Raw genomic sequence first — 26,387 nt, 5'->3', positions numbered from 1 at the left:
ACCGCCGGGAGATCCGATGAGCAGCGTGGTGCGCACCCTCGAGGGTGCTCGCGTGCTCGTGGGCGTCGGCGGCGGGATCGCCGCGTACAAGACCGCGCACCTGGTGCGCGGTCTTGTTGCTGCCGGGGCCGACGTCCGCGTGCTGCCCACCGCCTCCTCGCTCGAGTTCGTCGGAGCCGCCACCTGGGAGGCCCTGAGCCACCACCCGGTGCGCACCTCCGTCTTCGAGGACGTCGACGAGGTCGCCCACGTCCGCGTCGGCCAGGACGCTGATCTGGTGGTGATCGCTCCCGCCACCGCCGACCTCCTGGCACGGCTGCGGATCGGTCGCGCCGATGACCTCCTGACCGCATCACTGCTGGTCACTCGTGCCCCGGTGCTGGTCGCTCCCGCAATGCACACCGAGATGTGGGAGCACCCCTCGACCCGCGAGAACGTGCGGGTGCTCCGTGAGCGGGGAGTCAGTGTGCTCGAGCCCGCGGTGGGCCGTCTCACGGGACCGGATTCCGGTCCCGGCCGCCTTCCCGAACCCGACGCACTGCTGGAGGCCGCCCACGCGGCGATCGCCGCTCCGCGGGATGCGCACGGGGCTGTGCGCCGCGACCTCGCCGGTCGCCAGCTCCTGATCAGTGCCGGCGGCACCCGTGAGCCGCTGGACCCGGTGCGTTTCCTCGCCAACCACTCCTCGGGCCGGCAGGGGTGGGCACTGGCCCACGCCGCCCTGGTCCGCGGCGCGACCGTGCGCCTGGCCGCCGCCAACGTCGAGCTCGAGACGCCCCCCGGGGCACGGCGCCTCGACGCCGGCAGCGCCGCGGAGCTCGCCGCAGTGATCGCCGAGCACAGCAGCGAGGTCGATGCGCTGATCATGGCGGCCGCCGTCGCCGACTTCACCGCCGCCGACCGCTCCGAGTCGAAGATCAAGAAGGACGACGGCGACGAGGACTCCGTGCCCGCCCTCGCCCTCCGCCGCACCGAGGACATCCTGCGCACCAGCGTGCAGCGACGCGGGCAGGAAGCCCGCCCCGTCATCATCGGCTTCGCCGCGGAGACCGGGGGAGAGGGGCGCAGCTCCCTCGAGCTCGCCCGCGAGAAAGCGCGCCGCAAGGGAGCCGACCTGCTCGTGTTCAACGACGTCAGCGGTGACGTCTTCGGCGGCGCGGACAACGCGGTACGGATCCTCGACGGCCGGGGCGAGGAGATCGCGGAGAGCGCGGGCAGCAAGATCGCCGTCGCCCACGCGGTCCTCGACGAGCTGGCCGGTCGGTTCGCCGACGTATCCTGGACCCCATGACCTCCAGCGAGCTGCGCACCTTCACCTCCGAATCGGTCACCGAAGGTCATCCCGACAAGATCTGCGACCAGATCTCCGACGCCATCCTCGATGATCTGCTGTCCCAGGACGCGAGCGCCCGCGTCGCCGTCGAGACGATGGTGACCACCGGCCTCGTCCACGTCGCCGGAGAGGTCCGCACCACCGGCTACAGCGACGTCGCCACCATCGTGCGCAACGTGATCCGGGACATCGGCTACGACTCCTCCATCAAGGGGTTCGACGCGGACTCGTGCGGCATCGAGGTCTCCATCGGCGCGCAGTCCCCGGATATCGCCGCCGGCGTCGACAACTCCGTCGAGAGCCGGGACGGCGCAGGGACCGGCGGCGCCTTCGCACGGCTCGGCGCCGGTGACCAGGGCCTCATGTTCGGCTACGCCTGCAACGACACCCCCGAGCTGATGCCGCTGCCGATCCACGCCGCCCACCGCCTGGTGCGCCATCTCTCCGTCGCCCGCCGCGATGAGGTCCTGCCCTACCTCCGTCCCGACGGCAAGACCCAGGTCTCCATCGGGTACGACGAGCAGGGCGTGGCCCGCAGCGTCGAGGCGATCGTGGTCTCGACCCAGCACAGCGAGGAGGTCGACCTGGAGGGCCAGCTGGCCCCGGCGATCTCGCGCGTGGTGATCGCGCCCGTGCTGGAGGATCTCGCGGGACTGGGGCTGGACGTCTCCGACGTCGCCGTCCACATCAATCCCTCCGGGCGCTTCGTCCTGGGCGGGCCCAAGGGCGATGCCGGGCTGACCGGTCGCAAGATCATCGTGGACACCTACGGCGGCATGGCCCGCCACGGTGGTGGCGCCTTCTCCGGGAAGGACCCCTCGAAGGTGGACCGCTCCGGTGCCTACGCGATGCGCTGGGTGGCCAAGAACATCGTCGCCGCCGGGCTCGCCGATCGCTGCGAGGTCCAGGTGGCCTACGCCATCGGCGTCGCCGAACCCGTCGGCCTGTACGTCGAGACCTTCGGCACCGGCCACGCCCCTGCCCACCAGATCGCGGCGGCGGTCCGCAAGGTCTTCGACCTGCGGCCGGCCGCCCTCATCGACGCCCTCGACCTGCTGCGCCCGATCTACGCACTGACCTCGGTCCACGGCCATTTCGGCCGCGAGCTGCCGGAGTTCACCTGGGAACGCACCGATCGAGCCGAGGAGCTGGAGAACGCCCTGTGACCACGCCTGACCCGACCTCTGCCGCGGGCCTCGACCCGGAGCTCGCCGCCCGCCTCAAGCACGACGAGCGCGGACTGCTCACCGCCGTGGTCCAGGACGCCGCCGACCAGCGCGTACTGATGGTCGGCTGGATGGACGACGAGGCCCTGCACCGCACCCTGACCAGCGGGCGGGCCACCTACTGGTCGCGCTCCCGCGGGGAGTACTGGCGCAAGGGTGACACCAGCGGGCACGTGCAATGGGTCCGCGCCGTGGCACTGGACTGCGACGGCGACACGCTGCTGGTCCAGGTCGACCAGGTCGGCGCGGCCTGCCACCGCGGCACCGAGACCTGCTTCGACGGCGGGGACCTGGGCGCCCTCTCCCTCTCGCCCGCGGAGCGGCACGCATGAACCCGGAGCACCCGACCGCGCCGGATGCCGCTGCCGCCGACCCCTCCGAGGCGTACCCGGAGCTGGTCGCGGGGCGCGAGGGCGACGCCCTCGGCGTGATCCACCCCGACCGCGAGACCTTCCGCGCCCTGGCCGCCCGCCAGCGGGTGGTCCCCGTGAGCATGCGGCTGCTGGCCGACGAGGACACCCCGGTCTCGCTGTACCGCCGTCTGACGGCGGACGGCGACGGCCGCGGCACCTTCCTCCTGGAGTCCGCGGGGGAGGGCGAGGCCTCACGCTGGTCGATCATCGGCACCCGCGCCCGCGCCGTGCTGACCGAGCGCGAGGGCAGCGCCCGCTGGATCGGCGACGTCCCGGCCGGTGTGCCCACCACCGGCAGCCCCGTGGAGGCGCTGCGCGCCGTCACCAGCGCCTTCCGCGCCGCCCGCCAGCCGCACCTGCCTCCCTTCTCCGGCGGCATGGTCGGCTATCTCGCCTACGACGCGGTGCGTCACTGGGAGAAGCTCGAGGTCTCCCCGCCCGACGAGGTGGGCCTGCCGGATCTCTCGATGCTCCTCGCCCAGGACGTGGTCGTCCACGACGACCACGACTCCACGGTGGTGCTGGTCGCCAACGCGCTGAACCTCGACGCCACGGCCGACGGAGTCGATGCCGCCTACGATGACGCGCTCGCGCGCCTGGAGGCGATGCGGGAGCGCCTGCGCACCCCGGTGAGCACCGGTGCGATGGTCTACGAGACCGTTCGCGACCTCGAGCCGAAGGCGCGCACCGCGCAGCTCGAGTACGAGCGGGCCGTGCAGGACGCCGTCCGCGACATCATCGACGGCGAGATCTTCCAGGTGGTGCCCTCGCAGCGCTTCTCCCTGCCGGTGGCGGCGGACCCGCTGGACGTGTACCGGGTGCTGCGGCGGATGAACCCCAGCCCCTACATGTATCTCCTGCGCACCGTCGATGCGAGCGGCGAGCCCATCGACGTGGTGGGCGCGAGTCCCGAGTCGCTGGTCACCGTGCGCGGCAGGACCGCCACCACGCACCCCATCGCCGGCTCCCGCCCGCGCGGCGCGGGCCCGGAGGAGGACGAGCGCCTCGCCCAGGAGCTGCTGGCCGATGCCAAGGAGCGCTCCGAGCACCTCATGCTCGTCGACCTCGCCCGCAACGATCTCCAGAAGTTCTGCGATCCCGGCACCGTGGTGGTGCGCGACTTCATGCACATCCAGCGCTTCTCCCACATCCAGCACATCGTCTCCACCGTCACCGGGCGCATCCGTGACGACGCCCTGGCCTACGACGCGCTGCGGGCCACGTTCCCGGCCGGGACCCTCTCCGGGGCCCCGAAGCCGGCGGCCATGCGGATCATCGACCGGCTCGAGCCGGTCCGGCGCGGCGTGTACGGCGGCACCGTCGGGTACATCGACTTCGCCGGGGACATGGACATGGCCATCGCCATCCGCACCGCCGTGCTCAAGGACGGCACCGCGCACGTCCAGGCCGGCGGGGGAGTGGTCGCCGACTCCGACCCCACCATGGAGCACCGCGAGACCCAGTCGAAGGCGGCCGCGGCCCTGCGCGCCGTCGCCTCGGCCGATACGCTGCGGTCCGCATGAGCACCTCCCGCCCCGCGGACCCTCCGGAAGAGCCGACGTCCGACCTGGCCCCGGCCGGGCCCGCGCGATCGCGGCGCACCCCGAGCCGGCGGATGACCGTGCTGGCCGGCCTGTTCGCCTCGGCCCTGCTGGCCGGTGCCACCCGGATGACCTGGGTGCAGGCCTCGGCGCCGGACCTCGCCGGCACCACGCAGGACGTGGCCGTCAAGGGCACCGACGCCGCTCCCGCCGTGCTCGCCGTGGCGATCGTCGCGGTCGCCGCGGCGCTGGCGACCACGCTGTCCTCGACCTGGGTGCGCTTCGTGACCGGCCCCGTGCTGCTCGCCGCGGGACTGGCCGGCGGATATTCGGCGGTCATGGTGAGCGCAGACCCGATCTCGGCCTCCGGCTCCGCGGTCGCCGGCGCCACGGGCGTCCTCGGCTCCCAGGTGCAGGCCCAGGCCACCGCCTGGCCCCTGCTCACGCTCCTGCCCGCCCTGGCCGTGGCCGCGACCGGTCTGATCGTCCTCGTGGCGGGCCGGACCTGGCCCGTCGGCACGCGGTACCGCAGCGCCGCCGTCACCGTCACGGCGGACCCGGCGGAGGACCCTGCCGCGGCCTGGGACGCCCTGACCCGGGGCGAGGATCCCAGTGCGGACGTCGACGCCCGTGCCGAGCCGGGCCCCGAGAGCGAACCGGGCGACGGCGCGCAGCGCCGCGCCTCCGGGCAGCAGCTCGGTGACCGTGATCACCCGGCCTCCGACACCTGAGCGACAGCGCCGGACGCCGCCCCGTCCGTGGCGCCATGACGTGGCACAATAGCCTCGACAGGGCCCCCTACCGGAGAAGGACCATGACCAAGACCTACGCCGTGCCGCCGCACCCGCCCCACAACGAGGGCAAGACCGCGGCCGCCTGGACGCTGACCATGGGCGTGGTCTTCGGCTCGGCCATCGTGGCCGCGGGAATGATCCTGGCCATGATGCTTCTGGTGTGGATCGGCATCGGCGTGATGGCGCTCGCGATCATCGCGGGCATCGTCATGTCGCTCGCCGGTCTCGGCCAGCCCAAGCCGGAACTCGTCCAGAACGACTCGAGATGACCTGGGCGGCGCGGGACCAGCACGGCCACGCCGTGCCGGACGCCCCCGCCGGCGGACTCCGCAGGACCCTGCTGCCCCTGGGGATCGTGGCCAGCGGGCTCCTCGTCGCTCTCACGGTCCAGGCCACCTTCGACCCCTTCCGCACGAACGTGCCCCTGTGCATCGTCCACACCCTGACCGGGCTGGACTGCCCCGGGTGCGGGGCGATCCGTGCCGTCCACGCGCTGCTGGAGGGGAACCTGCTGCTCGCTCTGCGCAGCAATGCGCTGATCATCCTCGCCCTGCCGGCCGTGGCCGCGGGGCTCGCCCTGTGGACCGTACGACGGGCACGGGGCAGGCCGATCGGCATGCTGCCCTCGAACCGCGTGATGATCCTGCTGGGCGCCCTGGTGGCCCTGTTCACCGTGCTGCGGAACATCCCCGCCTTCTGGTTCCTCGCCCCGATCTCCTTCGTCGGCGCCTGAGCACCGACCCCCGTCCCGATCGCACCACCGGCGATCCCGCCCCAGACCGCTGCAGGAGGCACCCGTGACCCCCACCGGCACCGTGCTCGACGACATCATCGCCGGGGTGCGAGAGGACCTCGAGCCCCGACGCGCGGCGACGCCCGCCACCGAGCTCGAGCAGCTCGCCCGTGACGCCGCCCCGGCCCGCGACGCCCGCGCCGCCCTGCGCGGGGACGGCACCACGATGGGCCTCATCGCCGAGGTCAAGCGTGCCAGCCCCTCCAAGGGCGCACTCGCAGAGATCCCCGCTCCTGCCGACCTCGCGGCGATCTACGCCGACAGCGGTGCGAGCGCGATCAGCGTCCTGACCGAGCCCCGCCGCTTCCGCGGCTCCCTGGAGGACCTCGACGCCGTGCGTGCGCGCGTCGACGTTCCCGTACTGCGCAAGGACTTCATCGTCGATCCGTACCAGGTGCTGGAAGCGCGCGCCCATGGCGCCGACCTGATCCTGCTGATCGTGGCGGCGCTGGAGGATTCACTACTGCGCGACCTCGCCGAGCTCACGGCCGAGCTGGGGATGCATGCCCTGATCGAGGCCCACACCGCCGACGAGCTCGACCGTGCCCTCGCCCTGGATGCCGACCTCCTCGGCGTCAACGCCCGCGACCTCAAGACCCTCGACGTGCACCCCGACCGTGCCGGTGACCTGCTGCGCAGGATCCCGGCCGGACCGCTGGCCATCGGGGAATCGGCCGTGGCCTCCGTCCAGGACGTCGAGGCCTATGCCGCGGCCGGAGCAGACGCCGTGCTGGTCGGCGAGGCACTGGTCACCGCCGGTGATCCTGCCGCCGCCGTCACCGCGTTCCGCCAGGTCGCACGTCGCGGTCGCACCGCCCCGGAAGGAGCCCGCGCATGAGCGCCCCGCATCCCCAGCCCGTCCCGCCCGATGGCCAGGTCCGCACCGATATGCAGCGTCCCGCCGGGCAGCTGCGCTCCGAGTCCGGCCCCTACTTCGGGGACTTCGGCGGTCGATTCCTGCCCGAAGCCCTGGTCCCGGCCCTCGACGAGCTCACCGAGACCTACGAGAAGGCCGTCGTGGACCCGGAGTTCGCGGTCGAGCTGCAGCGCCTGGCAGCGGAGTACACCGGCCGGCCCTCGCTGCTGTCCGAGGTGCCGCGCTTCTCCCAGCTCGCCGGCGGCGCCCGGATCCTGCTCAAGCGCGAGGACCTCAACCACACCGGCAGCCACAAGATCAACAACGTCCTCGGCCAGGCACTGCTGACCAAGCGCATGGGCAAGTCCCGGGTCATCGCGGAGACCGGCGCCGGCCAGCACGGCGTCGCCACCGCCACCGCAGCGGCCCTGTTCGGCCTGGACTGCACGATCTACATGGGCGAGGAGGACACCGAGCGGCAGGCGCTGAACGTCGCCAGGATGCGCCTGCTCGGGGCCGACGTGGTCCCGGTCAGCCAAGGCTCCCGCACCCTCAAGGACGCCATCAACGAAGCGTTCCGCGACTGGGTCGCCAACGTCGAGAGCACCCACTACCTCCTGGGCACCGTCGCCGGACCGCACCCCTTCCCGGTGATGGTCCGCGACTTCCATCGCATCATCGGCGAGGAGGCGCGCTCCCAGACCCTCGAGCGGGTGGGCCGCCTGCCCGACGCGGTGGTCGCCTGCGTCGGCGGCGGCTCGAACGCGATGGGCATCTTCCACGCGTTCCTCGACGACGTGGACCCCGTCGTCCGGCTGATCGGCTGCGAGGCCGGAGGAGACGGCATCGACTCGGGTCGGCACTCCTCGACCATCTCCGGAGGGTCCGCCGGGGTGCTCCACGGGGCCCGCAGCTTCGTGATGCAGGACCAGGACGGCCAGACCATCCCCTCGCACTCGGTCTCCGCCGGGCTGGACTACCCCAGCGTGGGCCCCGAGCACGCCTGGCTCGCGGACATCGGCCGTGCCGAGTACCGGGCCATCGACGACGGCCCCGCCATGGACGCCTTCGCCCTGCTGTCCATGACCGAGGGCATCATGCCCGCGATCGAATCCGCCCACGCACTGGCCGGAGCCCTCGAACTGGGCCGGGAGCTGGGGGAGGAGGCCGTCATCCTGGTCAGCCTCTCCGGTCGGGGGGACAAGGACGTCGACACCGCCTCCCGCTGGTTCGGCCTGGTGGGCGAGGACCCCGCCCGCGCCGACCTCGAGAGCCTCCGCGCCCGCGCCCGCACCACCGCCGGAGACGCCACCGGCCCTGCCGGTGCCGAGGGAGGGGTGTCCCGATGAGCGCCACCGAGACCGCCCGCGTGCGCGCGGGCGACGCCCTGGACATCGCCCGCAGCGAGAACCGCTCTGCACTCATCGGCTACCTGCCCGTCGGGTATCCCGACGTCGAGCAGTCCATCGACGCCGCCCGGGTGCTCATCGATCACGGAGCCGACATGATCGAGCTGGGCCTTCCGTACTCGGACCCGGTCATGGACGGACCGGTGATCCAGCAGGCGGCCTCGGCCGCCCTGGCCGGTGGAGTGCGCACCCGTCACGTGCTCGAGGCCGTCGAGGCGCTCTCGGGCCGCGGAGCCGCCATCCTCGTCATGTCCTACTGGAACCCGGTCCTCGCCTACGGGCCCGCCGCCTTCGCGCGCGACCTCGCCGCGGCCGGCGGGGCCGGAGTCATCACCCCCGACCTGATCCCCGATGAGGGCGCCGACTGGATCGCCGCGAGCGAGGAGCACGGCGTGGACCGCGTGTTCCTGGTCGCACCCAGCTCGCCGCCGGACCGCCTCGCCCATGTGGTCTCCCACACAACGGGCTTCGTCTACGCGGCGAGCACGATGGGCGTCACCGGGACCCGCGCGAGCGTGTCGGCGGCCACCGAGGACCTGGTGGCGCGCACCCGCGCGGCCGGCGCCCGCAACGTCTGCGTCGGTCTCGGCGTCTCGAACGGTGAGCAGGCCGCGCAGGTCGGCGCGTACGCTGATGGAGTGATCGTCGGCTCCGCCTTCGTGCGCACGCTGCTGGACAACGCGGGCGACGCCCCTGCGACCCGCACCGCCCTCGCAGCCGTGGCCGACGATCTGCGCGCCGGAGTGGAGCGCGCTCGCACCGCCTCGTAGTACCGGCCCGAAGGACCCGCACGGCACCACCCCGTCGGCGCAGCATCCACAGGGGCCGCCCGGTCCGCTCTCGGGCCGGCCCCAGCGGGGCGGGCCCGATCGCCCGGCGAGTCCGCCGCCCCGTCGTCCCGCACCGCCCAGCCGTCCCGCACCACAGTGAGGAGAGCCCGGACATGATCCCCAGTTCGCCCATCTCCTCGCTCTCCCTCGGCCCGCTCACGGTGCACTTCTACGCGATCTGCATCCTGCTCGGGATGGGGGTGGCCCTGTGGTGGGCCACCAAGCGCTGGGTCGCGCGCGGCGGCGACGGCGACGACCTCTTCGACATCGTGTTCGTCGCGATCATCGCCGGGATCATCGGCGCCCGCATCTGGCACGTGCTGACCTCCCCGGCCCCGTTCTTCGGGGAGGGCGGGAACCCCATCGCCGTGCTCTACATCTGGCAGGGCGGCCTGGCGATCTACGGCGGCGTGGCCGGCGGCGCGATCGCGGCATACTTCATGGCCCGGATGAAGCAGGTCTCGTTCACGGCCCTGGCCGACACCATCGCCCCCACCCTGATGGTCGCGCAGGCCATCGGCCGGTTCGGCAACTGGTTCAACCAGGAGCTCTACGGCCCGCCCCTGGACACCTGGTGGGCGTGGGACGTCACGTGCGTCACCAACGGCACCACGATCCCCGGCTGTGAGCCCGGCACGTACCACCCGACCTTCCTGTACGAGCAGCTGTGGAACCTCGTCGGTGTCGTGGTGCTGCTGGCCCTGGCGCGCCGCTTCGAGCTGGGCGGCGGCCGCGTGTTCTGGGCCTACGCCGGGATCTACTCGACCGGCCGCGCCTGGATCGACGCCATCCGCAGCGAGCCCGTCCTGATGATCGGGCCGCTGCGCATCCACACCCTGGTCGCTATCATCATGGTTCTGGTCGCCCTACTCGCCTTCGTGATCCTCACCGTGCGACAACGCCGGCGCGGCGGCGAGGTCGTCGCGGCCGACGGATCGTTCGTCGTACCCGCCCCCGCCGAGGACGAGGACCCCGACGACGAGGACGAGCCCGACAGATCCGGGACTCCTCCCGCCGCCGACGAAGAATCCTCCCCCCGGGACCCGGAGGGCCCCACGGACACCGGACGCCACAGACGCGCCTGAGGACCGTGGCCCGGACCGGGCACCCGTCGACCACCGGCGAGCCGTCACCGGCCGCCCACCTGGAAGGGCTCGTATGCACCCCCTCGATACCCGCTTCTCCCGCTTCCCCGCCTCGCAGGGCCTCTACCGCCCCGAGAGCGAGGGCGACTCGTGCGGCGTGGCGATGATCGCCACCCTCCGCGGCCGCCCCGGCCACGACATCGTCGAGCACGCCCTGACGGCGCTGCGCAACCTCGAGCACCGCGGAGCCGTCGGTGCCGAGGAGGCCACCGGTGACGGCGCCGGAATCATGGTCCAGCTGCCGGATTCGTTTCTGCGCGAGGTCAGCGGCCTCGAGCTGCCGCCGCTGGGCTCCTACGCCGCCGGCATCGCCTTCGTCCCCCGCGACGAGGAGGGCCGCCGCGAGGCGTTCGAGGCCCTCGAGTCGATCTGCGCCGAGGAGGGCCTGCGAGTCCTCGGCCAGCGCGAGGTGCCCACCACCGACGGCCTCGTCGGGCCCTCCGCCGAGGCCGTCCGCCCCGACTTCGTGCAGGTCTTCGTCGCCGACGCGGCCGGTCAGCGCACCGGTATCGAGCTCGAGCGCGCCGCCTTCGCGGTGCGCCGCCGGGTCGAGCACACCACCCGCGCCTACTTCCCCTCGCTGTCCACGCGCGTGATGGTCTACAAGGGCATGCTCACCCCGGCCCAGCTCGAGCAGTTCTACCCGGACCTGCACGACCCGCGGTTCGAGGCCGAGCTGGCGATCGTCCACTCCCGGTTCTCGACCAACACGTTCCCGGCCTGGCCGCTGGCCCATCCCTTCCGGACCCTGGCCCACAACGGCGAGATCAACACGGTGATCGGCAACCGCAACCGGCTGCGCGCCGCCGAGGGCAGCATGCGCACCGACGTGTTCGGCGAGGACTTCGCGCGGCTGCTGCCGGTCAGCACGCCCGGGGCGTCGGACTCGGCGAGCCTGGACGAGACCCTCGAGCTGCTGAACCTCTCGGGCCGCTCGCTCCCGCACGCGCTGATGATGCTGATCCCCGAGCCGTGGGAGAACGACGACTCGATGGACCCGGACCTGCGGGCCTTCTACGAGTTCCACGCCGCCCTGCAGGAGCCGTGGGACGGCCCGGCCTCGGTCGTCTTCACCGATGGCACGCAGGTCGGTGCGCGCCTGGACCGCAACGGGCTGCGCCCCTTGCGGTACTGGGTCACCGACGACGACCTGGTGATCCTGGGCTCGGAGACCGGGCTGCTGGACGTCCCGCGCTCCTCCCTGGTGCGCACCGGGCGCGTCGCGCCGGGCGAGATCTTCCTGGTGGACGTCGCCGAGGGCGAGATCGTGCCCAGCCAGGAGCTCAAGCACCGCATCGCCACCGAGCACCCGTACGGGACCTGGGTGCGCGAGCAGAAGGTGAATCTGTCCGAGCTGCCCTCCCGCGAGCACATCACCCACACCCGCTCCTCCGTGGTCCGGCGTCAGCAGACGTTCGGGTACACCGAGGAGGAGCTGAGGATCCTGCTCGCCCCGATGGCCGCCAAGGGCGCGGAGCCGCTCGGTGCGATGGGCACCGACACCCCGATCGCGGTGCTCTCGGATCGCCCGAGGCTGCTGTTCGACTACTTCACCCAGATGTTCGCCCAGGTCACCAACCCTCCGCTGGACTCCCTGCGCGAGGAGATCGTGACCTCGCTGGGCGTGGCCATCGGCCAGGCGCGGAACCTGCTCGACGCCACCCCGCAGCACGCTCGCCAGCTGGCGCTGGACTTCCCCATCATCGACAACGACGAGCTCGCCAAGATCGTGGCGGTCGACGCCAACCCGGCGACCGCGGACTTCCGCACCGTGCGCCTGCGCGGCCTGTACCCGGTCGCGGGCGGCACCGAGGCGCTCGAGAAGCGTCTGCAGGAGATCTGTGACGAAGCGGTCGCCGCGATCGACGACGGCGCCACCTTCCTGGTGCTCTCGGACCGTGATGCGAACCAGGTGCTCGCGCCGATCCCCTCGCTGCTGCTGACCAGCGCCGTCCAGCACCATCTGGTGCGCACGGGCCGCCGTACCGCCGCGGCCCTGCTGGTCGAGGCCGGCGACGTCCGCGAGGTCCACCACGCCGCCCTGCTGATCGGCTACGGCGCCAGCGCCATCAACCCCTACCTCGCGATGGAGAGCGTCGAGGAGCTCGTCGAGCGCGGCGTGGTCAGCGACGTCGCCCCCGAGCAGGCGGTGCGCAACCTCATCGTCGCCCTCGGCAAGGGCGTCCTGAAGATCATGTCGAAGATGGGCATCGCCACGGTGGCCTCGTACCGCGGCGCGCAGATCTTCGAGGCCGTCGGCCTCTCCCAGGACCTGGTGGACACCTACTTCCCGGGCACCATCTCCCGCATCGGCGGCATCGACCTCGACGTCATCGCCCAGGAGAACGCGGCCCGCCACGCCCTGGCCTACCCGGTCGACGGCGTCCACCAGGCTCACCGGAGCCTGCCCGTCGGCGGCGAGTACCAGTGGCGCCGCGAGGGCGAGCCGCACCTGTTCACGCCCGAGGCCGTCTTCCGCCTGCAGCACTCGGCGCGCACCCGTCAGTACGACGAGTTCCGTCGCTACACGGACGAGGTCGACGACCAGCACGAACGTCTGATGACCATCCGCGGGCTGCTGAAGCTGCGCACGGAGGACCAGTCGCCGGTGCCGATCGAGGAGGTCGAGCCGGTCGAGTCGATCACCCGCCGCTTCATGACCGGCGCGATGAGCTACGGGTCCATCTCGCAGGAGGCCCACGAGACGCTGGCCATCGCGATGAACCGCCTGGGCGGCATGTCCAACAGCGGTGAGGGCGGCGAGGACACGGAGCGTCTGCACGATCCTGAGCGGCGCAGCGCGATCAAGCAGATCGCCTCCGGCCGCTTCGGCGTGACCAGCCAGTACCTGACGTTCGCGCGGGACATCCAGATCAAGATCGCCCAGGGTGCGAAGCCCGGCGAGGGCGGCCAGCTGCCCCCGGAGAAGGTCTACCCGTGGATCGCACGGACCCGCCACTCCACCCCCGGCATCGGCCTGATCTCCCCGCCGCCGCACCACGACATCTACTCGATCGAGGATCTCGCCCAGCTGATCCACGACGCCAAGTCGGCGAACCCCGCCGCCCGCGTCCACGTCAAGCTGGTCTCCCGCTTCGGGGTCGGCACGGTCGCGACCGGCGTGTCCAAGGCGCACGCCGACGTGGTGCTGATCTCCGGCCACGACGGCGGCACGGGGGCCAGCCCGCTGAACTCGCTCAAGCACGCCGGCACCCCCTGGGAGCTGGGCCTGGCCGAGACGCAGCAGACCCTGCTGCTGAACGGCCTGCGCGACCGCATCACGGTGCAGGTCGACGGGCAGATGAAGACCGGACGCGACGTGATCATCGCCGCCCTGCTGGGCGCCGAGGAGTACGGCTTCGCGTCCGCTCCGCTGGTCGTCTCCGGCTGCGTGATGATGCGCGTGTGCCACCTGGACACCTGCCCGGTGGGCGTGGCCACCCAGAACCCCGAGCTGCGTGCGCGCTACACCGGCCAGGCCGAGCACGTGGTGACGTTCTTCCAGTTCGTCGCCGAGCAGGTCCGCGAGCACCTCGCCGCACTGGGTCTGCGCTCTCTGGACGAGGCGATCGGTCGCACCGACCTGCTGGGTCTGCGCGACGACACGATGAGCCGCTCGGTGCTGGGTGCGGCCAAGCGCGAGGGTCTCGATCTCGAGGCGATCCTCGCCGCCCCCGTCATCCACGAGGGCGACTTCCCCCGGCGCCGGCGCGACCAGGACCACCAGCTGGAACGGGCGGCGGACCACCCCTGGATCGAACAGGCCGCCGAGGTCATCGAGGGACGGCTGGCCTCGGTGCACATCACCGACACCATCAGCAACGTCCAGCGCAGCACGGGCACGCTCCTGGGCCACGAAGTCACCCGGCGCACCGGGGGCGAGGGTCTGGCCGAGGACTCCGTCGTGCTCGATCTCGAGGGCACCGGCGGGCAGTCCTTCGGCGCCTTCCTCCCGGCCGGCATCTCCCTCCAGCTGCGGGGCGACGCCAACGACTACGTCGGCAAGGGGCTCTCCGGCGGTGTGATCGCCATCGGCCACGGCGCCGGCTCCGCCCCCTCACTGACCTCCGCCCCGATCGCGGGCAACACCTGCGCCTACGGGGCCACCAGCGGCAGACTGCTGCTGGCCGGCTCCGCAGGGGAGCGGTTCGGCGTGCGCAATTCCGGGGCCACCCTGGTCGTCGAGGGCATCGGCGACCACGGCGCGGAGTACATGACCGGTGGCGCCGTGGTGATCCTGGGCCCGACGGGACGCAACCTGGGCGCCGGCATGAGCGGGGGCACGCTGTTCGTCCTCGATCTCGATACGGCCTCCCTGAACCCCAAGGACGCCGCCACCTTCGAGATCACGCCCGTGCGCGAGGAGCACCGGGCCTTCGTCCTGGAGGCGGTCTCCGAGCACGCCCGGCGCACCGGCTCCGACCGTGCGGCCGCCCTGCTGGCCGACGAGGACGAGCTGATGAGCCGGCTCACCGAGGTCGCCCCCCGCGCCTTCCTGCGCATCACCTCGATCCGCGAGGACGCGCTGGCCCAAGGGGTCGACCCCGATTCGAACGACGTCTGGAACGAGATCATGGAGAGCACTCATGGCTGATCCCCGAGGATTCCTGCGGTATCGCGACCGCGAGCTGCCCGCCCCTCGGCCGGTCCCGGTGCGGCTCATGGACTGGCGCGAGGTGTACGAGGCCCGCGAGAAGGGCACGCTGAACGTCGTCTCCCGACAGGCCGGGCGCTGCATGAACTGCGGCATCCCCTTCTGCCACCAGGGCTGCCCGCTGGGCAACCTGATCCCGGAGTGGAACGACCTGGTCTACCGCGACGACTGGCACGAGGCGATCGAGCGCCTGCACGCGACCAACAACTTCCCGGAGTTCACCGGCCGCGCCTGCCCGGCGCCGTGCGAGTCCAGCTGTGTGCTGGGCATCAACCAGCCGCCGGTGACCATCAAGAACGTCGAGGTCTCGATCATCGACCGCGCCTTCGAGGAGGGCTGGGTCGAGCCCGTCGAGCCGTCCCGTCAGACCGGCCGCGCCGTGGCCGTCGTCGGATCCGGTCCGGCCGGCCTCGCCGCCGCGCAGCAGCTGACCCGTGCCGGCCACTCGGTGGTCGTCTTCGAGCGCGATGACCGCATCGGCGGCCTGCTGCGCTACGGCATCCCCGAGTTCAAGCTGGAGAAGCGCCACATCGACCGCCGGCTCGAGCAGATGCGCGCTGAGGGCACGCGGTTCCGCACCGGTGTCGACGTCGGCGGCGAGGGCCCCGGCGCCCTCTCCGTCGAGAAGCTGCGCTCCCGGTTCGACGCCGTGGTGCTGGCCACCGGTGCGAGCACGCCGCGGCAGCTGGACGTTCCCGGACGTGACGCCGCGGGCATCCATCCGGCCATGGAGTACCTGACCCAGGCCAACCGCCGGGTGGCCGGCGACGAGCTGGAGGGCCAGATCACCGCCGAGGGCAAGGACGTGGTGATCATCGGCGGCGGCGACACCGGCGCGGACTGCCTCGGCACCGCCCTGCGCCAGGGCGCGAAGTCGGTGACCACCCTCGCCATCGGCACTCAGCCCCCCAGCGAGCGCGACGAGAACCAGCCCTGGCCGACGCACCCGGTGCTGTACGAGGTCTCCACCGCCCACGAGGAGGGCGGTGAGCGTTCGTACCTCGCCTCGACCACCGGCTTCGAGACCGACGAGAACGGGGCTGTCACCGGGCTCCGGGTGGCGCGCACCCAATTCCGCGACGGGAAGCGTCTGCCCACCCCCGGGACCGAGACCGTGCTGCCCGCGACGCTGGTGCTGGTGGCCATGGGCTTCACCGGGCCGCGCACGGACGGGCTGCTGTCCTCGCTCGGCGTGGAGCTCACCTCGCGCGGCAACGTCGCGCACGACGGGCAGTGGGCGACGGACGTCCCCGGCGTGTTCACCGCCGGCGACTGCGCCCGCGGTCAGAGCCTCATCGTGTGGGCGATCGCGGAGGGGCGCTCCTGCGCCGCCGCCGTCGACAGCCACCTGATGGGGGACACCTCTCTCCATGCGCCCGTCGCGCCGGGAGAGAAGCCCGTCACAGTGTGAAAGACTGGGCCCACACGCGATGCTGCGGCCCCTTCGGCGAGCGTCCGTGACGTTCGCCGGCGGGCCGCGGCCCTTATCAGAACTACAGATGGGTTGACATGCGCAAAGCGAAGATCGTCTGCACACTCGGTCCGGCGACCAATACCTACGAGCAGATCCGGACCCTGATCGAGGCGGGGATGAACGTGGCGAGGATGAACCTCAGCCACGGCACCCACGAAGATCACGAGCAGGTCTACGCGAACATCCGCAAGGCGGCCGAGGATCTGGGCCGCAACGTCGCCATCCTGGTCGATCTGCAGGGCCCCAAGATCCGTCTCGGCAAGTTCGAGGACGGCCCGCACCAGCTCGAGGTCGGTGACGAGTTCGTCATCACCACCGAGGACATCGTGGGGACCAAGCAGCGGGTCTCGACCACCTTCAAGGGCCTGCCGGGCGACTGCCGCCCGGGGGATGTCCTCCTGATCGACGACGGCAAGGTCTCCGTCCGTGTCACCGACGTCTCCGAGACCGAGGTCAGCACGGTCGTCGAGGTCCCCGGCCCGGTCTCCGACAGCAAGGGCATCAACCTGCCCGGCGTGGCCGTCTCCGTCCCGGCGATGAGCGAGAAGGACGTCGCGGATCTGCGCTGGGGCCTGGCCCTGGGCGCCGACGTGATCGCCCTGTCCTTCGTGCGCGACGCGCACGACATGGACGAGGTGCTGCGGATCATGCAGGAAGAGGGTCGCCGCGTCCCCGTCGTCGCGAAGATCGAGAAGCCGCAGGCCGTGCGCGCGCTGCGCTCCATCGTCGGTGCCTTCGACGGCATCATGGTCGCCCGCGGCGATCTCGGCGTCGAGCTGCCGCTGGAGCAGGTCCCGCTGGTCCAGAAGCGCGCCATCGAGCTCGCCCGCCGCAACGCCAAGCCGGTGATCGTCGCCACCCAGGTGCTGGAGTCGATGATCACGAGCCCGCGCCCCACCCGCGCCGAGGCCTCCGACTGCGCCAACGCCATCCTCGACGGCGCAGACGCGGTGATGCTCTCGGGCGAGACCAGCGTCGGCGCCTATCCCTTCGAGGCGGTCCGCACGATGGCCCGCATCGTCACCAACACCGAGGAGAACGGCGCAGACCGCATCCTCCCGCTGGGCACCATCCCGCATACCCGCGGCGGAGCGATCACCCGCGCGGCCGCCGAGATCGGTGACCAGCTCTCGGCGCAGTACCTGGTGACCTTCACCGAGTCCGGCGACACCGCGCGGCGCCTGTCCCGCCTGCGTCCCACGATCCCTCTGCTGGCGATGACCCCGTACCCCGAGGTCGCCCGCCAGCTGTCCCTGACCTGGGGCATCGAGGCGCACCTGGTGCCGATGCAGAAGGATTCCGACGCGATGGTCAGCGTCGTCGACGAGCTGCTGCGCGAGCACAAGGGCCTGCAGAAGAACGATCTGGTCATCATCGCGGCCGGGTCGCCTCCCGGGGTCCACGGCTCCACCAACACCCTCCGGGTCCACCGCATCGGCGACCTCGACGGCACCGAGTCCGCTCGTATCGAGGCCGACCGCATCGCCGCCGGGCCGCAGACCTGATCCGGACCCGCTCCGACGAGACGGCGCCCGCCGGCCTGCATGGCCGGCGGGCGCCGTCTCCCGGTGCGGCACGCACGTGAGATGTGCGACGCCGGTACTGCGTGCCGGGTGCGGGACTCGAACCCGCACGCCCTCGCGGACAGCGCATTTTGAGTGCGCCGCGTCTACCATTCCGCCAACCCGGCTCGCCCCCCGTGGAGTAGGGCTGGACTAGGATACCGCTGATGACCACCGGCCTTGGCCGCCCGGGTGCCGACCCGCGGCCGGGCCCTCCCGACACATAGGGCGACATGAACGACGACACCGCTTCCCTTCCCGACGACACCCAGGACCTCCCCGAGCAGGAGGAGGGCCGCTCCCAGCGCACAGCCATCGTGGCCGAGGACGAGAGCCTCATCCGCATGGACATCGTCGAGACCCTCACCGAGGCCGGTTTCGAGGTGGTCGCTGCGGTCGGCGATGGCGAGAGCGCCGTGACCAAGGCTCGTGAGCTGCGGCCCGACGTCGTCATCATGGATGTGAAGATGCCGCAGACCGACGGCGTCAGCGCCGCTGAGCGCATCGGTGAGGACAACCTCGCTCCCGTCGTGATGCTCACGGCGTTCTCGCAGGCCGAGCTCGTCGAGCGCGCCCGCGATGCCGGCGCCATGGCCTACGTCGTCAAGCCCTTCACCCCGGCCGACCTGCTGCCGGCGATCGAGATCGCGATCTCCCGCTTCACTCAGATCACGCAGCTGGAGGCCGAGATCCAGGATCTCGGCGAACGGTTCGAGACCCGCAAGCGCGTGGACCGCGCCAAGGGCCTGCTGCAGACCAACATGGGTCTGTCGGAGCCGGAGGCCTTCCGCTGGATCCAGAAGACCTCGATGGACCGTCGCCTGACCATGCGCGAGGTCGCCGACGCCGTCATCGATCAGCTGGGCGGTCCCGGCAAGGAGTGACATCGATCCGGGGCCGTCGGGCCCGGAGCGGGAGGGGACGCACGGGGGCATGGTGATCTCACGACGCAGGCTGGTGCGACGACTCGGGGCGGGAGTCCTCGGCACCGGCGCACTGGCAGCCTGCACCAACGGTCGCAGAGGCCGGGGCCGCGGCCGTGCCACCACCACCGCCCCCACCGGCGCCGCGCAGGAGGAGCCCGACGTTCCGCTGGTGCTGGGCTCGATCGGCGCCTCCTACGGGCGCGCCGGCGCCTTCGAGAAGACCATCGCCATCGCCGTCCACGAGGCCATGATCGACGTCAACGCGCGATGGAAGGGCCTGTTCGGCCATGAGGTCGAGATGACCGAGCGCCACGTGATGGAGGAGGCCGGTGAGGACCTCACCGACGTGATCACCTCGATGGCCGACTCCGGGGTGACCGCCGTGATCACCTCCATCGACGAGGACGCACTGATCGCGGCGATCCCTGCCTTCGTGGAGGCCGGCATCGCGGTGATCGACGTCTTCACCTCGGGGATGAGCGTGCGCGCGGCCGAGGTGCAGAGCTCCGGCATGCTGGTGCGGCTGGCCCCCAACGACCGCGCGATCGCGGCCCTCTACGCGGAGGAAGCGTGGGCGGGCTCCTCCGACAAGGGCGGGGACCCGGGCACCGTCGCCTACGTCTCCGAGGACACCGCCCAGGGCCAGAGCCTGCTGCACGAGCTGGAGCAGGTCCTCAACCCCGAGGGCGGCAAGATCGTCTCGAAGCACTTCTACCCCTTCGGCAAGATCGGCACGATCGGAAAGATCGTCGAGAAGGTGCTGGAGTCGCCGCCGGCGCTGCTGGTGGTCAACGGCGGACCGGAGGCGGGTCGCCTGCTCTCCGAGCTGTACAAGGCGACGCTGGACGAGGGTCAGCGCCCCACCGTCGAGTTCCCCACGCGACTGTCCCCGGCCGCGACGGTGGACTACGCCGACGAGCAGCTCGCCCCGGAATGCCTGACCAGGGCGACGGGTTTCGAACCCGGCGGCGAGCTCACCGTCGAGCACGTCAACATGATGCTCAACGTGGACCCTGGCCTCCTGGACACCGGGTACGCGTACTCACAGCAGGCCTACGACGCCGTGATCCTCGCCGGACTCGCCGCGCAGAACGCCCTGTCCGTCCAGGGGACCGACATCGCCAGCTCGATCCGGCAGGTGCTCACCGGCACCGAGGAATGCACGGACTACGGCGACTGTCGCAGCACCCTTCGCGTCGCACTGGAGGCCGGGGACCGTGCCACGATCTCGTTCGTCGGCAGGATGGGGGCGCTGGAGCTGGGGGACGGTCCCGATCCGCGCACCGGCGACCTGCGGACCTACTCGTGGACCGAGGCGAACGAGATCGAGACCGGAGAAGCGACCAGCTTCGAGGTCGACGCCTGACCACGGACCCGTCCCGCCCCGGCACCCGGTCAGCGTGACGGCAGCAGCATGGTGGAGACGGTGACGGTGCTCAGCAGTGTGCCGCGCTCGTCGTGCACGTCGACCAGGTAGCTCGCCACCTGCCGACCGGCGTGGCGGATCGTGCAGGTCGCCGTGACGATCCCCTCGCGCGCCGAGCGATGATGCAGCGCCGAGACGGAGGTGCCGACGGCCTGGGCACCGTCGCCGTGGACCTCGCGGGCACGGAGGATCCCTGCGAACGAGGCAACCGACTCCGCGAGGGCGATGGTGGCACCGCCGTGCAGCAGCCCCGCCGGCTGCGTGTTCCCGGCCACGGGCATGGTCATGGTTCCGCCGCGAGCATCGAGGCTGAGCAGCTCCATGCCGCAGCGTTCGATGAGCGTGCCGCGGATCATGGGCTCGACGATCCTGCGCAGGTCCTCGCCGGACAGCGGGGCGGAGACGCCGGCCCGGTCCTGACCGTCGGCCGGACCGTCGCAGCCGGCAGGGTGGTTCTCTGGCGTGTCGGTCATGGACCGAGCCTGCCACAGCGGGACCCGCGCGCGCGTCGGGCCGACGTGGGAGACTGCTCCCCATGAGTGCGAACGACCTCGAAGGCCAGCGTACGAGCGACCTGAGCGACCAGCGCCCGAGCGATCTGAGCGGTCAGCGGCTGCTGCTGATCGATGGACATGCCATGGCGTTCCGGGCGTTCTTCGCGTTGCCCGCCGACGGATTCACCGACGGCCGCGGGCAGGCGACCAACGCCGTGTACGGGTTCGCCCGCATGCTCATCAACGTCGTCGCCTCCGAGCGTCCCAGCCACGTGGTCGTCGCCTTCGACCTGCCCGGCGCGACGTTCCGCGATCGCATGTACGAGCAGTACAAGGCGGGCCGCGACGAGACCCCGCCCGACTTCGCCGGGCAGATCCCGCTGATCATGCAGCTCCTCGATGCCCTCGGGGTGCGCTGGCTGACGGTCGAGGACTACGAGGCCGACGACATCATCGCCACGCTCGCCACCCGCACCGCCGCCGAGGGCGGCGAGGCGCTGATCGTCTCCAGCGACCGTGACGCCCTGCAGCTGGTCGGGGAGAACGTGACCCTGCTGCAGCCGGTCAAGGGCGTCACGGAGCTGCGCCGGATGACGCCCGAGGCGGTCGAGGAGAAGTACGGGATCCCTCCGGCGCGGTACCCGGACCTCGCGGCGCTGGTGGGGGAGGTCGCCGACAATCTGCCGGGTGTGCCCGGCGTGGGCCCCAAGACGGCGGCGAAGTGGATCCTCCAGTACGGCGACCTGCCCGGCATCATCGCCCATGCCGACGAGATCAAGGGCAAGGCCGGGCAGGCGCTGCGCGACCACCTCGAGGACGTCGAGCGCAACCGGCTGATGAACGCCGCTGTCACCGACCTCGACGTGCCTGCGGATCCGGAGCACTACGGGCTCGGACGCGGTGACGCCACGGCGCTGAACGCCGTGTTCGACGAGCTCGCCTTCGGCCCGGGGATCCGCCGTGACGTCCCCGCCGACTTCCTGTCCTCGGCCGAGGAGGTCCCGCAGGAGCCCGAGCGCGAGCTGCCCGAGCTGCAGCGGCCGAGCTCGAGCGAACTGATCTCCCTGCTGGACGGGGCCTTCGCGGATGCTGCGGCGATCGCGACCGACGGGAGCTGGGTGCTGGGCCAGGGTGAGGTGCGCCAGCTCGCCCTCGCCACCGCCAGCACGCTGGCGGTCGTCGATCTCGCAGAGCTCGACGACACCGCCGAGGGGGCGCTCGGCCGGTGGCTGGCCGATCCTGCGGTCGCCAAGACCGCCCACGACACCAAGCTGGTCTCCCACCAGCTGCGCGGCCACGGCCTCGCCGTCGCCGGATGGCGCACGGATCTCGCGATCGCCGAGTTCCTCTGCCGGCCCGATCAGCGGCCGACCGATCTCGCGGGACTGACGATGCGGCACCTGCAGGAGGACCTGCAGGTCGAGTCCGCCGTCGCCCAGCAGGAGCTGGACCTGGGCGCCGAGGAGTCCGGCGGGGACCAGCTGGGGCGTGCGGCCGACGCCGTGCTGCGCCTGGAGCACCTGCTGCGCGCCGAGCTCGACGAACGCGGAGCCGCCTCCCTGCACGATGACCTCGAGCTCCCGCTGGCCGGGGTCATCGGAGAGGTCGAGGCCACCGGCATCGCCGTCTCCGATGACGTCCTGGCAGGCCTCGACGAGGAGCATGAGGCCAAGCAGGTCGCCGTCGCCGAGTCGGCGTACTCGCACATCGGCGGCGACCACATCAACCTGGGTTCGCCCAAGCAGCTGCAGGAGGTCCTCTACGAGCGGCTGGGCCTGCCCAAGGGGCGGCGCACCAAGACCGGGTACAGCACCAACGCGGAGACGCTGCTGGAACTGTTCGAGAAGACCCAGCACCCCTTCCTCGCCGATCTGCTCGCGCATCGGGACGTGACCAAGATGCGCCAGATCATCGACACGCTGCGACGGTTCATCTCCCCGGCCGGGCGCATCCACACCACCTTCCACCAGAACATCGCCGCCACCGGCCGGCTCTCCTCGAACAACCCCAACCTGCAGAACATCCCCACCCGTACCGAGGAGGGCCGCCGGATCCGTTCCGCCTTCCGCGCCTCCGAGGGGTACGCCGCGCTGATGACCGCGGACTACTCGCAGATCGAGATGCGCATCATGGCCCACCTCTCCGAGGACGCCGGCCTGATCGAGGCCTTCCGCTCGGGCGAGGACCTGCACAGCTTCGTCGCCTCCCGTGTGTTCGACGTGGCTCCCGAGGACGTCGACCCGGCGATGCGCTCGAAGACCAAGGCGATCAGCTACGGCCTCGCCTACGGGCTCAGCGCTTTCGGGCTGGCCCGGCAGCTGCGCATCTCCCAGTCCGAGGCGACCGCGCTGCGCGACGGCTACTTCGAGCGGTTCGGCGGGGTCCGGGACTTCCTGCGCCAGAGCGTCGAGACGGCGCGCTCGACCGGGTACACCGAGACCATCCTGGGCCGGCGCCGGTACCTGCCGGACCTCACCTCCGACAACCGTCAGCGCCGCGAGAACGCCGAGCGGGTCGCGCTGAACTCGCCCATCCAGGGCAGCGCCGCGGACATCATCAAGCTCGCCATGCTCCGTGTGGACCAGCTGCTGCGCGAGCGGGAGCTGAGCTCACGGGTCCTGCTCCAGGTGCACGACGAGCTGGTCCTGGACGTCGCCCACGGCGAGGAGGTGGCGCTGCGCGAGCTGGTCGCCGAGGGGATGGGCTCCGCCTTCGAGCTGTCCGTCCCGCTCGAGGTGGGCATCGGCATCGGCGCGAACTGGCTCGAGGCCGCGCACTGACGCTCGGGACCGCCGCTCGGGACGCGGGACAACTCACACCGTCACCGGCGGCGGGGACGCTTCGCGCCCTCGCACAAGGGTGGCGCGGCTGGTAGCCTGTCGAGGGTCTGTGCGTGGACTGTGCCCTTCGAGGCAGGGTCCGTCGCCCTCGCGTGAGGGCGGTGCGCGCGCGGATGCGCCCCGATCGCAGGGGCGCGGCACGTCCATCATCCCTACTCATACCTGTTCCGACGGAGTTCCTACCTACATGACCGAAACCACGACCCCCCAGATCGCCATCAACGACATCGGCGGCGCCGACGATCTCATGGCTGCCATCGATGCCACCATCAAGTACTTCAACGATGGCGACATCGTCGAGGGCACCGTGGTGAAGGTCGATCACGACGAGGTCCTCCTGGACATCGGCTACAAGACCGAGGGCGTCATCCCCTCGCGCGAGCTGTCCATCAAGCACGACGTCGACCCCGGTGAGGTGGTCGAGGTCGGAGACGGCATCGAAGCCCTCGTCCTCCAGAAGGAGGACAAGGAAGGCCGTCTGATCCTGTCGAAGAAGCGCGCCCAGTACGAGCGCGCCTGGGGCACGATCGAACAGATCAAGGAAGACGAGGGCGTGGTCACCGGCCGCGTCATCGAGGTCGTCAAGGGCGGCCTCATCGTGGACATCGGCCTGCGCGGCTTCCTCCCTGCCTCTCTCGTGGAGATGCGCCGCGTGCGCGACCTGCAGCCCTACGTGGGCCAGGAGATCGAGGCGAAGATCATCGAGCTCGACAAGAACCGCAACAACGTGGTCCTCTCCCGTCGCGCCTACCTGGAGGAGACCCAGTCCGCGGTCCGCTCCGACTTCCTGCAGACCCTGGCCAAGGGCCAGGTCCGCGAGGGCGCTGTCTCCTCCATCGTCAACTTCGGCGCCTTCGTCGATCTCGGCGGTGTCGACGGCCTGGTGCACGTCTCCGAGCTGTCCTGGAAGCACATCGACCACCCGTCCGAGGTCGTCGAGGTCGGTCAGAAGGTCAGCGTCGAGGTTCTCGACGTGGACATGGACCGCGAGCGCGTCTCCCTGTCGCTGAAGGCGACCCAGGAGGACCCGTGGCAGCTGTTCGCCCGCACCCACGCCATCGGCGAGGTCGTCCCGGGCAAGGTCACCAAGCTGGTTCCCTTCGGTGCGTTCGTGCGCGTCGAGGACGGCATCGAGGGCCTGGTGCACATCTCCGAGCTGGCCCAGCGCCACGTGGATCTGCCCGAGCAGGTCGTCACCGTCGACCAGGACGTCTTCGTCAAGGTCATCGACATCGACCTGGAGCGCCGCCGCATCTCGCTGTCGCTGAAGCAGGCCAACGAGGGGGTCGACCCCGAGGGCGACGACACCACCTTCGACCCGGCTCTGTACGGCATGGCCGCGGAGTACGACGAGAACGGCGAGTACAAGTACCCCGAGGGCTTCGACCCGGAGACCAACGAGTGGCTCGAGGGCTACGAGGCGCAGCGCGAGGAGTGGGAGGCCCAGTACGCGGCCGCTTACGAGCGCTGGACCGCTCACAAGGCACAGGTCGCCGAGGCGATCAAGGCCGACGAGGAGTCCGAGAACGCTCCGGCGGAGCAGGCCTCCACCTCCAGCCCGTCGCCGGCTCCGGCCGCTCAGCAGCAGCCGTCGTCCTACCAGTCGGCGACCACCGATGAGGGCACGCTCGCCTCGGACGAGGCGCTGGCCGCTCTGCGCGCCAAGCTGACCGGCGGCTGATCCTCCGGGAAGTCCTCACCGCGGCCCGGTCCCCGTCTCGGGGGCCGGGCCGCAGTGCGTCCGGCAGCATCGTCGGAATCAGCGCGTTCGAGCTGAGATGCAGATCCTCGCGCCGGGGTGGGAGACTGCGCTCATGAACACCGCGCTCGAAGATCACCCGATCCACTCCTGGCTGACCGACATGGACGGCGTCCTCGTCCATGAGCAGGCCGCCCTGCCCGGCGCCGCCGACTTCATCGCCGAACTGCAGCGGCTCGCCCGCCCGTTCCTGGTGCTCACGAACAACTCGATCTTCACGCCGCGCGACCTGCGCGCCCGCCTCTCGCGCAGCGGGATCGACATCCCGGAGGAATCGATCTGGACCAGCGCCCTGGCGACCGCGCGCTTCCTCGCCGAGCAGGCTCCCGGCTCCTCCGCCTACGTGATCGGTGAGGCCGGCCTGACCAGCGCGATGCACGAGGAGGGCTTCATCCTCGCCGACGCCGACGTGGAGTTCGTGGTGCTGGGGGAGACCCGGACCTACTCCTTCGAGTCGATCGCACGGGCGATCCGACTGATCAAGCGCGGGGCGAAGTTCATCGCCACCAACCCGGACGTGACCGGGCCCAGTGCCGAGGGTCCGCTGCCGGCCACCGGCGCCGTCGCCGCGATGGTCACCGCCGCCACCCGCATCTCCCCGTACTACATCGGCAAGCCGAACCCGCTGATGATGCGGACGGCCCTGAACCGGCTCGGAGCCCACTCGGAGACCTCGGTGATGATCGGGGACCGGATGGACACCGACGTGAAGTCCGGTCTCGAGGCAGGGATGCGGTCCGTGCTGGTGCTGTCCGGGTCCACCCGCGAGGACGAGATCACGAAGTACCCGTTCCGGCCCACCAGCGTCCTCAGCGGCATCGCGGACGTCGTCCCGCTGGTCGAACGCCTCACGCCGCTGTCGTCCCAGGAGCTGGACGAGGACTGATCCTCGGCCGAGGTCCTGCGCACAGC

The 26,387-nt window shown here is 71.4% G+C and carries 20 protein-coding genes and 1 tRNA gene; 19 read left to right on the top strand and 2 right to left on the bottom strand.

The features are described from left to right. Nucleotides 1-16: 16 nt before the first annotated feature. The 14 genes from coaBC (at nt 17) to pyk (ending at nt 17,973) form a co-directional block, all read left to right on the top strand. Complete coding sequence (gene coaBC / locus ACFQRJ_RS03960; protein WP_377017242.1) at nt 17-1,291, top strand: bifunctional phosphopantothenoylcysteine decarboxylase/phosphopantothenate--cysteine ligase CoaBC; 1,275 nt, start codon at nt 17-19, stop codon at nt 1,289-1,291. After that, the gene (gene metK, locus ACFQRJ_RS03955; RefSeq protein ID WP_377017240.1) at nt 1,288-2,499 is read left to right on the top strand and encodes a methionine adenosyltransferase; all 1,212 of its coding nucleotides are present in this window, start codon (nt 1,288-1,290) and stop codon (nt 2,497-2,499) included. The genes coaBC and metK overlap by 4 nt, the downstream gene beginning before the upstream one ends. After that, entirely contained in the window at nt 2,496-2,891 is a 396-nt protein-coding gene (hisI, locus tag ACFQRJ_RS03950) for a phosphoribosyl-AMP cyclohydrolase (protein ID WP_377017238.1), read from the top strand. The genes metK and hisI overlap by 4 nt, the downstream gene beginning before the upstream one ends. Beyond that, the gene (locus ACFQRJ_RS03945) at nt 2,888-4,495 is read left to right on the top strand and encodes an anthranilate synthase component I (RefSeq protein ID WP_377017236.1); all 1,608 of its coding nucleotides are present in this window, start codon (nt 2,888-2,890) and stop codon (nt 4,493-4,495) included. The genes hisI and ACFQRJ_RS03945 overlap by 4 nt, the downstream gene beginning before the upstream one ends. Continuing rightward, complete coding sequence (locus ACFQRJ_RS03940; protein ID WP_377017234.1) at nt 4,492-5,244, top strand: Trp biosynthesis-associated membrane protein; 753 nt, start codon at nt 4,492-4,494, stop codon at nt 5,242-5,244. The genes ACFQRJ_RS03945 and ACFQRJ_RS03940 overlap by 4 nt, the downstream gene beginning before the upstream one ends. Nucleotides 5,245-5,327: 83 nt before the next feature. Then, on the top strand, nt 5,328-5,576 hold the full coding sequence (locus ACFQRJ_RS03935; RefSeq protein WP_377017232.1) for an HGxxPAAW family protein: 249 nt from the start codon (nt 5,328-5,330) through the stop codon (nt 5,574-5,576). Then, a complete protein-coding gene (locus tag ACFQRJ_RS03930) occupies nt 5,573-6,040 on the top strand; it encodes a DUF2752 domain-containing protein (protein ID WP_377017230.1) in 468 nt (155 codons plus the stop codon). Before ACFQRJ_RS03935 ends, ACFQRJ_RS03930 begins: the two co-directional genes overlap by 4 nt. A gap of 64 nt (nt 6,041-6,104) precedes the next feature. Next, nucleotides 6,105-6,938, top strand: coding sequence for an indole-3-glycerol phosphate synthase TrpC (gene trpC, locus ACFQRJ_RS03925; protein WP_377017228.1), 834 nt, complete (start codon nt 6,105-6,107; stop codon nt 6,936-6,938). A 50-nt stretch (nt 6,939-6,988) separates the two neighbouring features. Continuing rightward, nucleotides 6,989-8,305, top strand: a complete 1,317-nt coding sequence (trpB, locus tag ACFQRJ_RS03920) for a tryptophan synthase subunit beta (protein ID WP_377017286.1) — start codon at nt 6,989-6,991, stop codon at nt 8,303-8,305. Then, a complete protein-coding gene (gene trpA / locus ACFQRJ_RS03915) occupies nt 8,302-9,135 on the top strand; it encodes a tryptophan synthase subunit alpha (protein WP_377017226.1) in 834 nt (277 codons plus the stop codon). Before trpB ends, trpA begins: the two co-directional genes overlap by 4 nt. A gap of 173 nt (nt 9,136-9,308) precedes the next feature. After that, nucleotides 9,309-10,280: a prolipoprotein diacylglyceryl transferase gene (gene lgt / locus ACFQRJ_RS03910; protein WP_377017224.1), complete on the top strand. Its 972-nt coding sequence runs from the start codon at nt 9,309-9,311 to the stop codon at nt 10,278-10,280. A gap of 73 nt (nt 10,281-10,353) precedes the next feature. After that, the gene (gene gltB, locus ACFQRJ_RS03905; protein ID WP_377017222.1) at nt 10,354-14,934 is read left to right on the top strand and encodes a glutamate synthase large subunit; all 4,581 of its coding nucleotides are present in this window, start codon (nt 10,354-10,356) and stop codon (nt 14,932-14,934) included. Continuing rightward, on the top strand, nt 14,927-16,405 hold the full coding sequence (locus ACFQRJ_RS03900) for a glutamate synthase subunit beta (RefSeq protein WP_377017220.1): 1,479 nt from the start codon (nt 14,927-14,929) through the stop codon (nt 16,403-16,405). Before gltB ends, ACFQRJ_RS03900 begins: the two co-directional genes overlap by 8 nt. 98 nt (nt 16,406-16,503) lie before the next feature. Beyond that, complete coding sequence (pyk, locus tag ACFQRJ_RS03895) at nt 16,504-17,973, top strand: pyruvate kinase (protein ID WP_377017218.1); 1,470 nt, start codon at nt 16,504-16,506, stop codon at nt 17,971-17,973. 102 nt (nt 17,974-18,075) lie between these two features. Here pyk and ACFQRJ_RS03890 read toward each other — a convergent pair. Further along, nucleotides 18,076-18,158, bottom strand: a tRNA-Leu gene (locus ACFQRJ_RS03890). Between the two features lie 105 nt (nt 18,159-18,263). Between ACFQRJ_RS03890 and ACFQRJ_RS03885 the strand changes: the two genes are divergently transcribed. Beyond that, on the top strand, nt 18,264-18,914 hold the full coding sequence (locus ACFQRJ_RS03885; protein ID WP_377017216.1) for an ANTAR domain-containing response regulator: 651 nt from the start codon (nt 18,264-18,266) through the stop codon (nt 18,912-18,914). A gap of 49 nt (nt 18,915-18,963) precedes the next feature. Next, entirely contained in the window at nt 18,964-20,322 is a 1,359-nt protein-coding gene (locus ACFQRJ_RS03880; protein ID WP_377017214.1) for an ABC transporter substrate-binding protein, read from the top strand. A gap of 29 nt (nt 20,323-20,351) precedes the next feature. On the opposite strand, the gene ACFQRJ_RS03875 is transcribed toward ACFQRJ_RS03880, so the two are convergent. Further along, entirely contained in the window at nt 20,352-20,855 is a 504-nt protein-coding gene (locus ACFQRJ_RS03875) for a PaaI family thioesterase (protein WP_377017212.1), read from the bottom strand. Nucleotides 20,856-20,917: 62 nt separating this feature from the next. On the opposite strand from ACFQRJ_RS03875, the gene polA reads away from it, so the two are divergent. From polA to ACFQRJ_RS03860, 3 genes are all read left to right on the top strand, one after another. Then, a complete protein-coding gene (gene polA, locus ACFQRJ_RS03870) occupies nt 20,918-23,656 on the top strand; it encodes a DNA polymerase I (RefSeq protein ID WP_377017210.1) in 2,739 nt (912 codons plus the stop codon). A gap of 247 nt (nt 23,657-23,903) precedes the next feature. Continuing rightward, nucleotides 23,904-25,397 carry a 30S ribosomal protein S1 gene (gene rpsA / locus ACFQRJ_RS03865; protein WP_377017208.1) on the top strand — a complete coding sequence of 498 codons (1,494 nt, stop codon included), beginning with the start codon at nt 23,904-23,906 and terminating at the stop codon, nt 25,395-25,397. Between the two features lie 133 nt (nt 25,398-25,530). After that, the gene (locus tag ACFQRJ_RS03860; RefSeq protein ID WP_377017206.1) at nt 25,531-26,361 is read left to right on the top strand and encodes an HAD-IIA family hydrolase; all 831 of its coding nucleotides are present in this window, start codon (nt 25,531-25,533) and stop codon (nt 26,359-26,361) included. The last annotated feature ends 26 nt before the right edge of the window (nt 26,362-26,387 follow it).

It is taken from the genome of Brachybacterium sp. GCM10030252 (assembly GCF_042666535.1).
In the GTDB taxonomy this organism is placed as follows: Bacteria; Actinomycetota; Actinomycetes; order Actinomycetales; family Dermabacteraceae; genus Brachybacterium.
This window is presented reverse-complemented; position numbering and strand designations above follow the sequence as displayed.

Coding starts and splice junctions, on each gene's coding strand:
- ACFQRJ_RS03885 (WP_377017216.1), top strand. CDS start 18,264: ATGAACGACGACACCGCTTCCCTTCCCGACGACACCCAGGACCTCCCC.
- trpB (WP_377017286.1), top strand. CDS start 6,989: ATGCAGCGTCCCGCCGGGCAGCTGCGCTCCGAGTCCGGCCCCTACTTC.
- ACFQRJ_RS03930 (WP_377017230.1), top strand. CDS start 5,573: ATGACCTGGGCGGCGCGGGACCAGCACGGCCACGCCGTGCCGGACGCC.
- coaBC (WP_377017242.1), top strand. CDS start 17: ATGAGCAGCGTGGTGCGCACCCTCGAGGGTGCTCGCGTGCTCGTGGGC.
- ACFQRJ_RS03900 (WP_377017220.1), top strand. CDS start 14,927: ATGGCTGATCCCCGAGGATTCCTGCGGTATCGCGACCGCGAGCTGCCC.
- lgt (WP_377017224.1), top strand. CDS start 9,309: ATGATCCCCAGTTCGCCCATCTCCTCGCTCTCCCTCGGCCCGCTCACG.
- ACFQRJ_RS03875 (WP_377017212.1), bottom strand. CDS start 20,855: ATGACCGACACGCCAGAGAACCACCCTGCCGGCTGCGACGGTCCGGCC.
- polA (WP_377017210.1), top strand. CDS start 20,918: ATGAGTGCGAACGACCTCGAAGGCCAGCGTACGAGCGACCTGAGCGAC.
- rpsA (WP_377017208.1), top strand. CDS start 23,904: ATGACCGAAACCACGACCCCCCAGATCGCCATCAACGACATCGGCGGC.
- pyk (WP_377017218.1), top strand. CDS start 16,504: ATGCGCAAAGCGAAGATCGTCTGCACACTCGGTCCGGCGACCAATACC.
- ACFQRJ_RS03880 (WP_377017214.1), top strand. CDS start 18,964: ATGGTGATCTCACGACGCAGGCTGGTGCGACGACTCGGGGCGGGAGTC.
- gltB (WP_377017222.1), top strand. CDS start 10,354: ATGCACCCCCTCGATACCCGCTTCTCCCGCTTCCCCGCCTCGCAGGGC.
- metK (WP_377017240.1), top strand. CDS start 1,288: ATGACCTCCAGCGAGCTGCGCACCTTCACCTCCGAATCGGTCACCGAA.
- ACFQRJ_RS03935 (WP_377017232.1), top strand. CDS start 5,328: ATGACCAAGACCTACGCCGTGCCGCCGCACCCGCCCCACAACGAGGGC.
- ACFQRJ_RS03860 (WP_377017206.1), top strand. CDS start 25,531: ATGAACACCGCGCTCGAAGATCACCCGATCCACTCCTGGCTGACCGAC.
- ACFQRJ_RS03940 (WP_377017234.1), top strand. CDS start 4,492: ATGAGCACCTCCCGCCCCGCGGACCCTCCGGAAGAGCCGACGTCCGAC.
- trpA (WP_377017226.1), top strand. CDS start 8,302: ATGAGCGCCACCGAGACCGCCCGCGTGCGCGCGGGCGACGCCCTGGAC.
- ACFQRJ_RS03945 (WP_377017236.1), top strand. CDS start 2,888: ATGAACCCGGAGCACCCGACCGCGCCGGATGCCGCTGCCGCCGACCCC.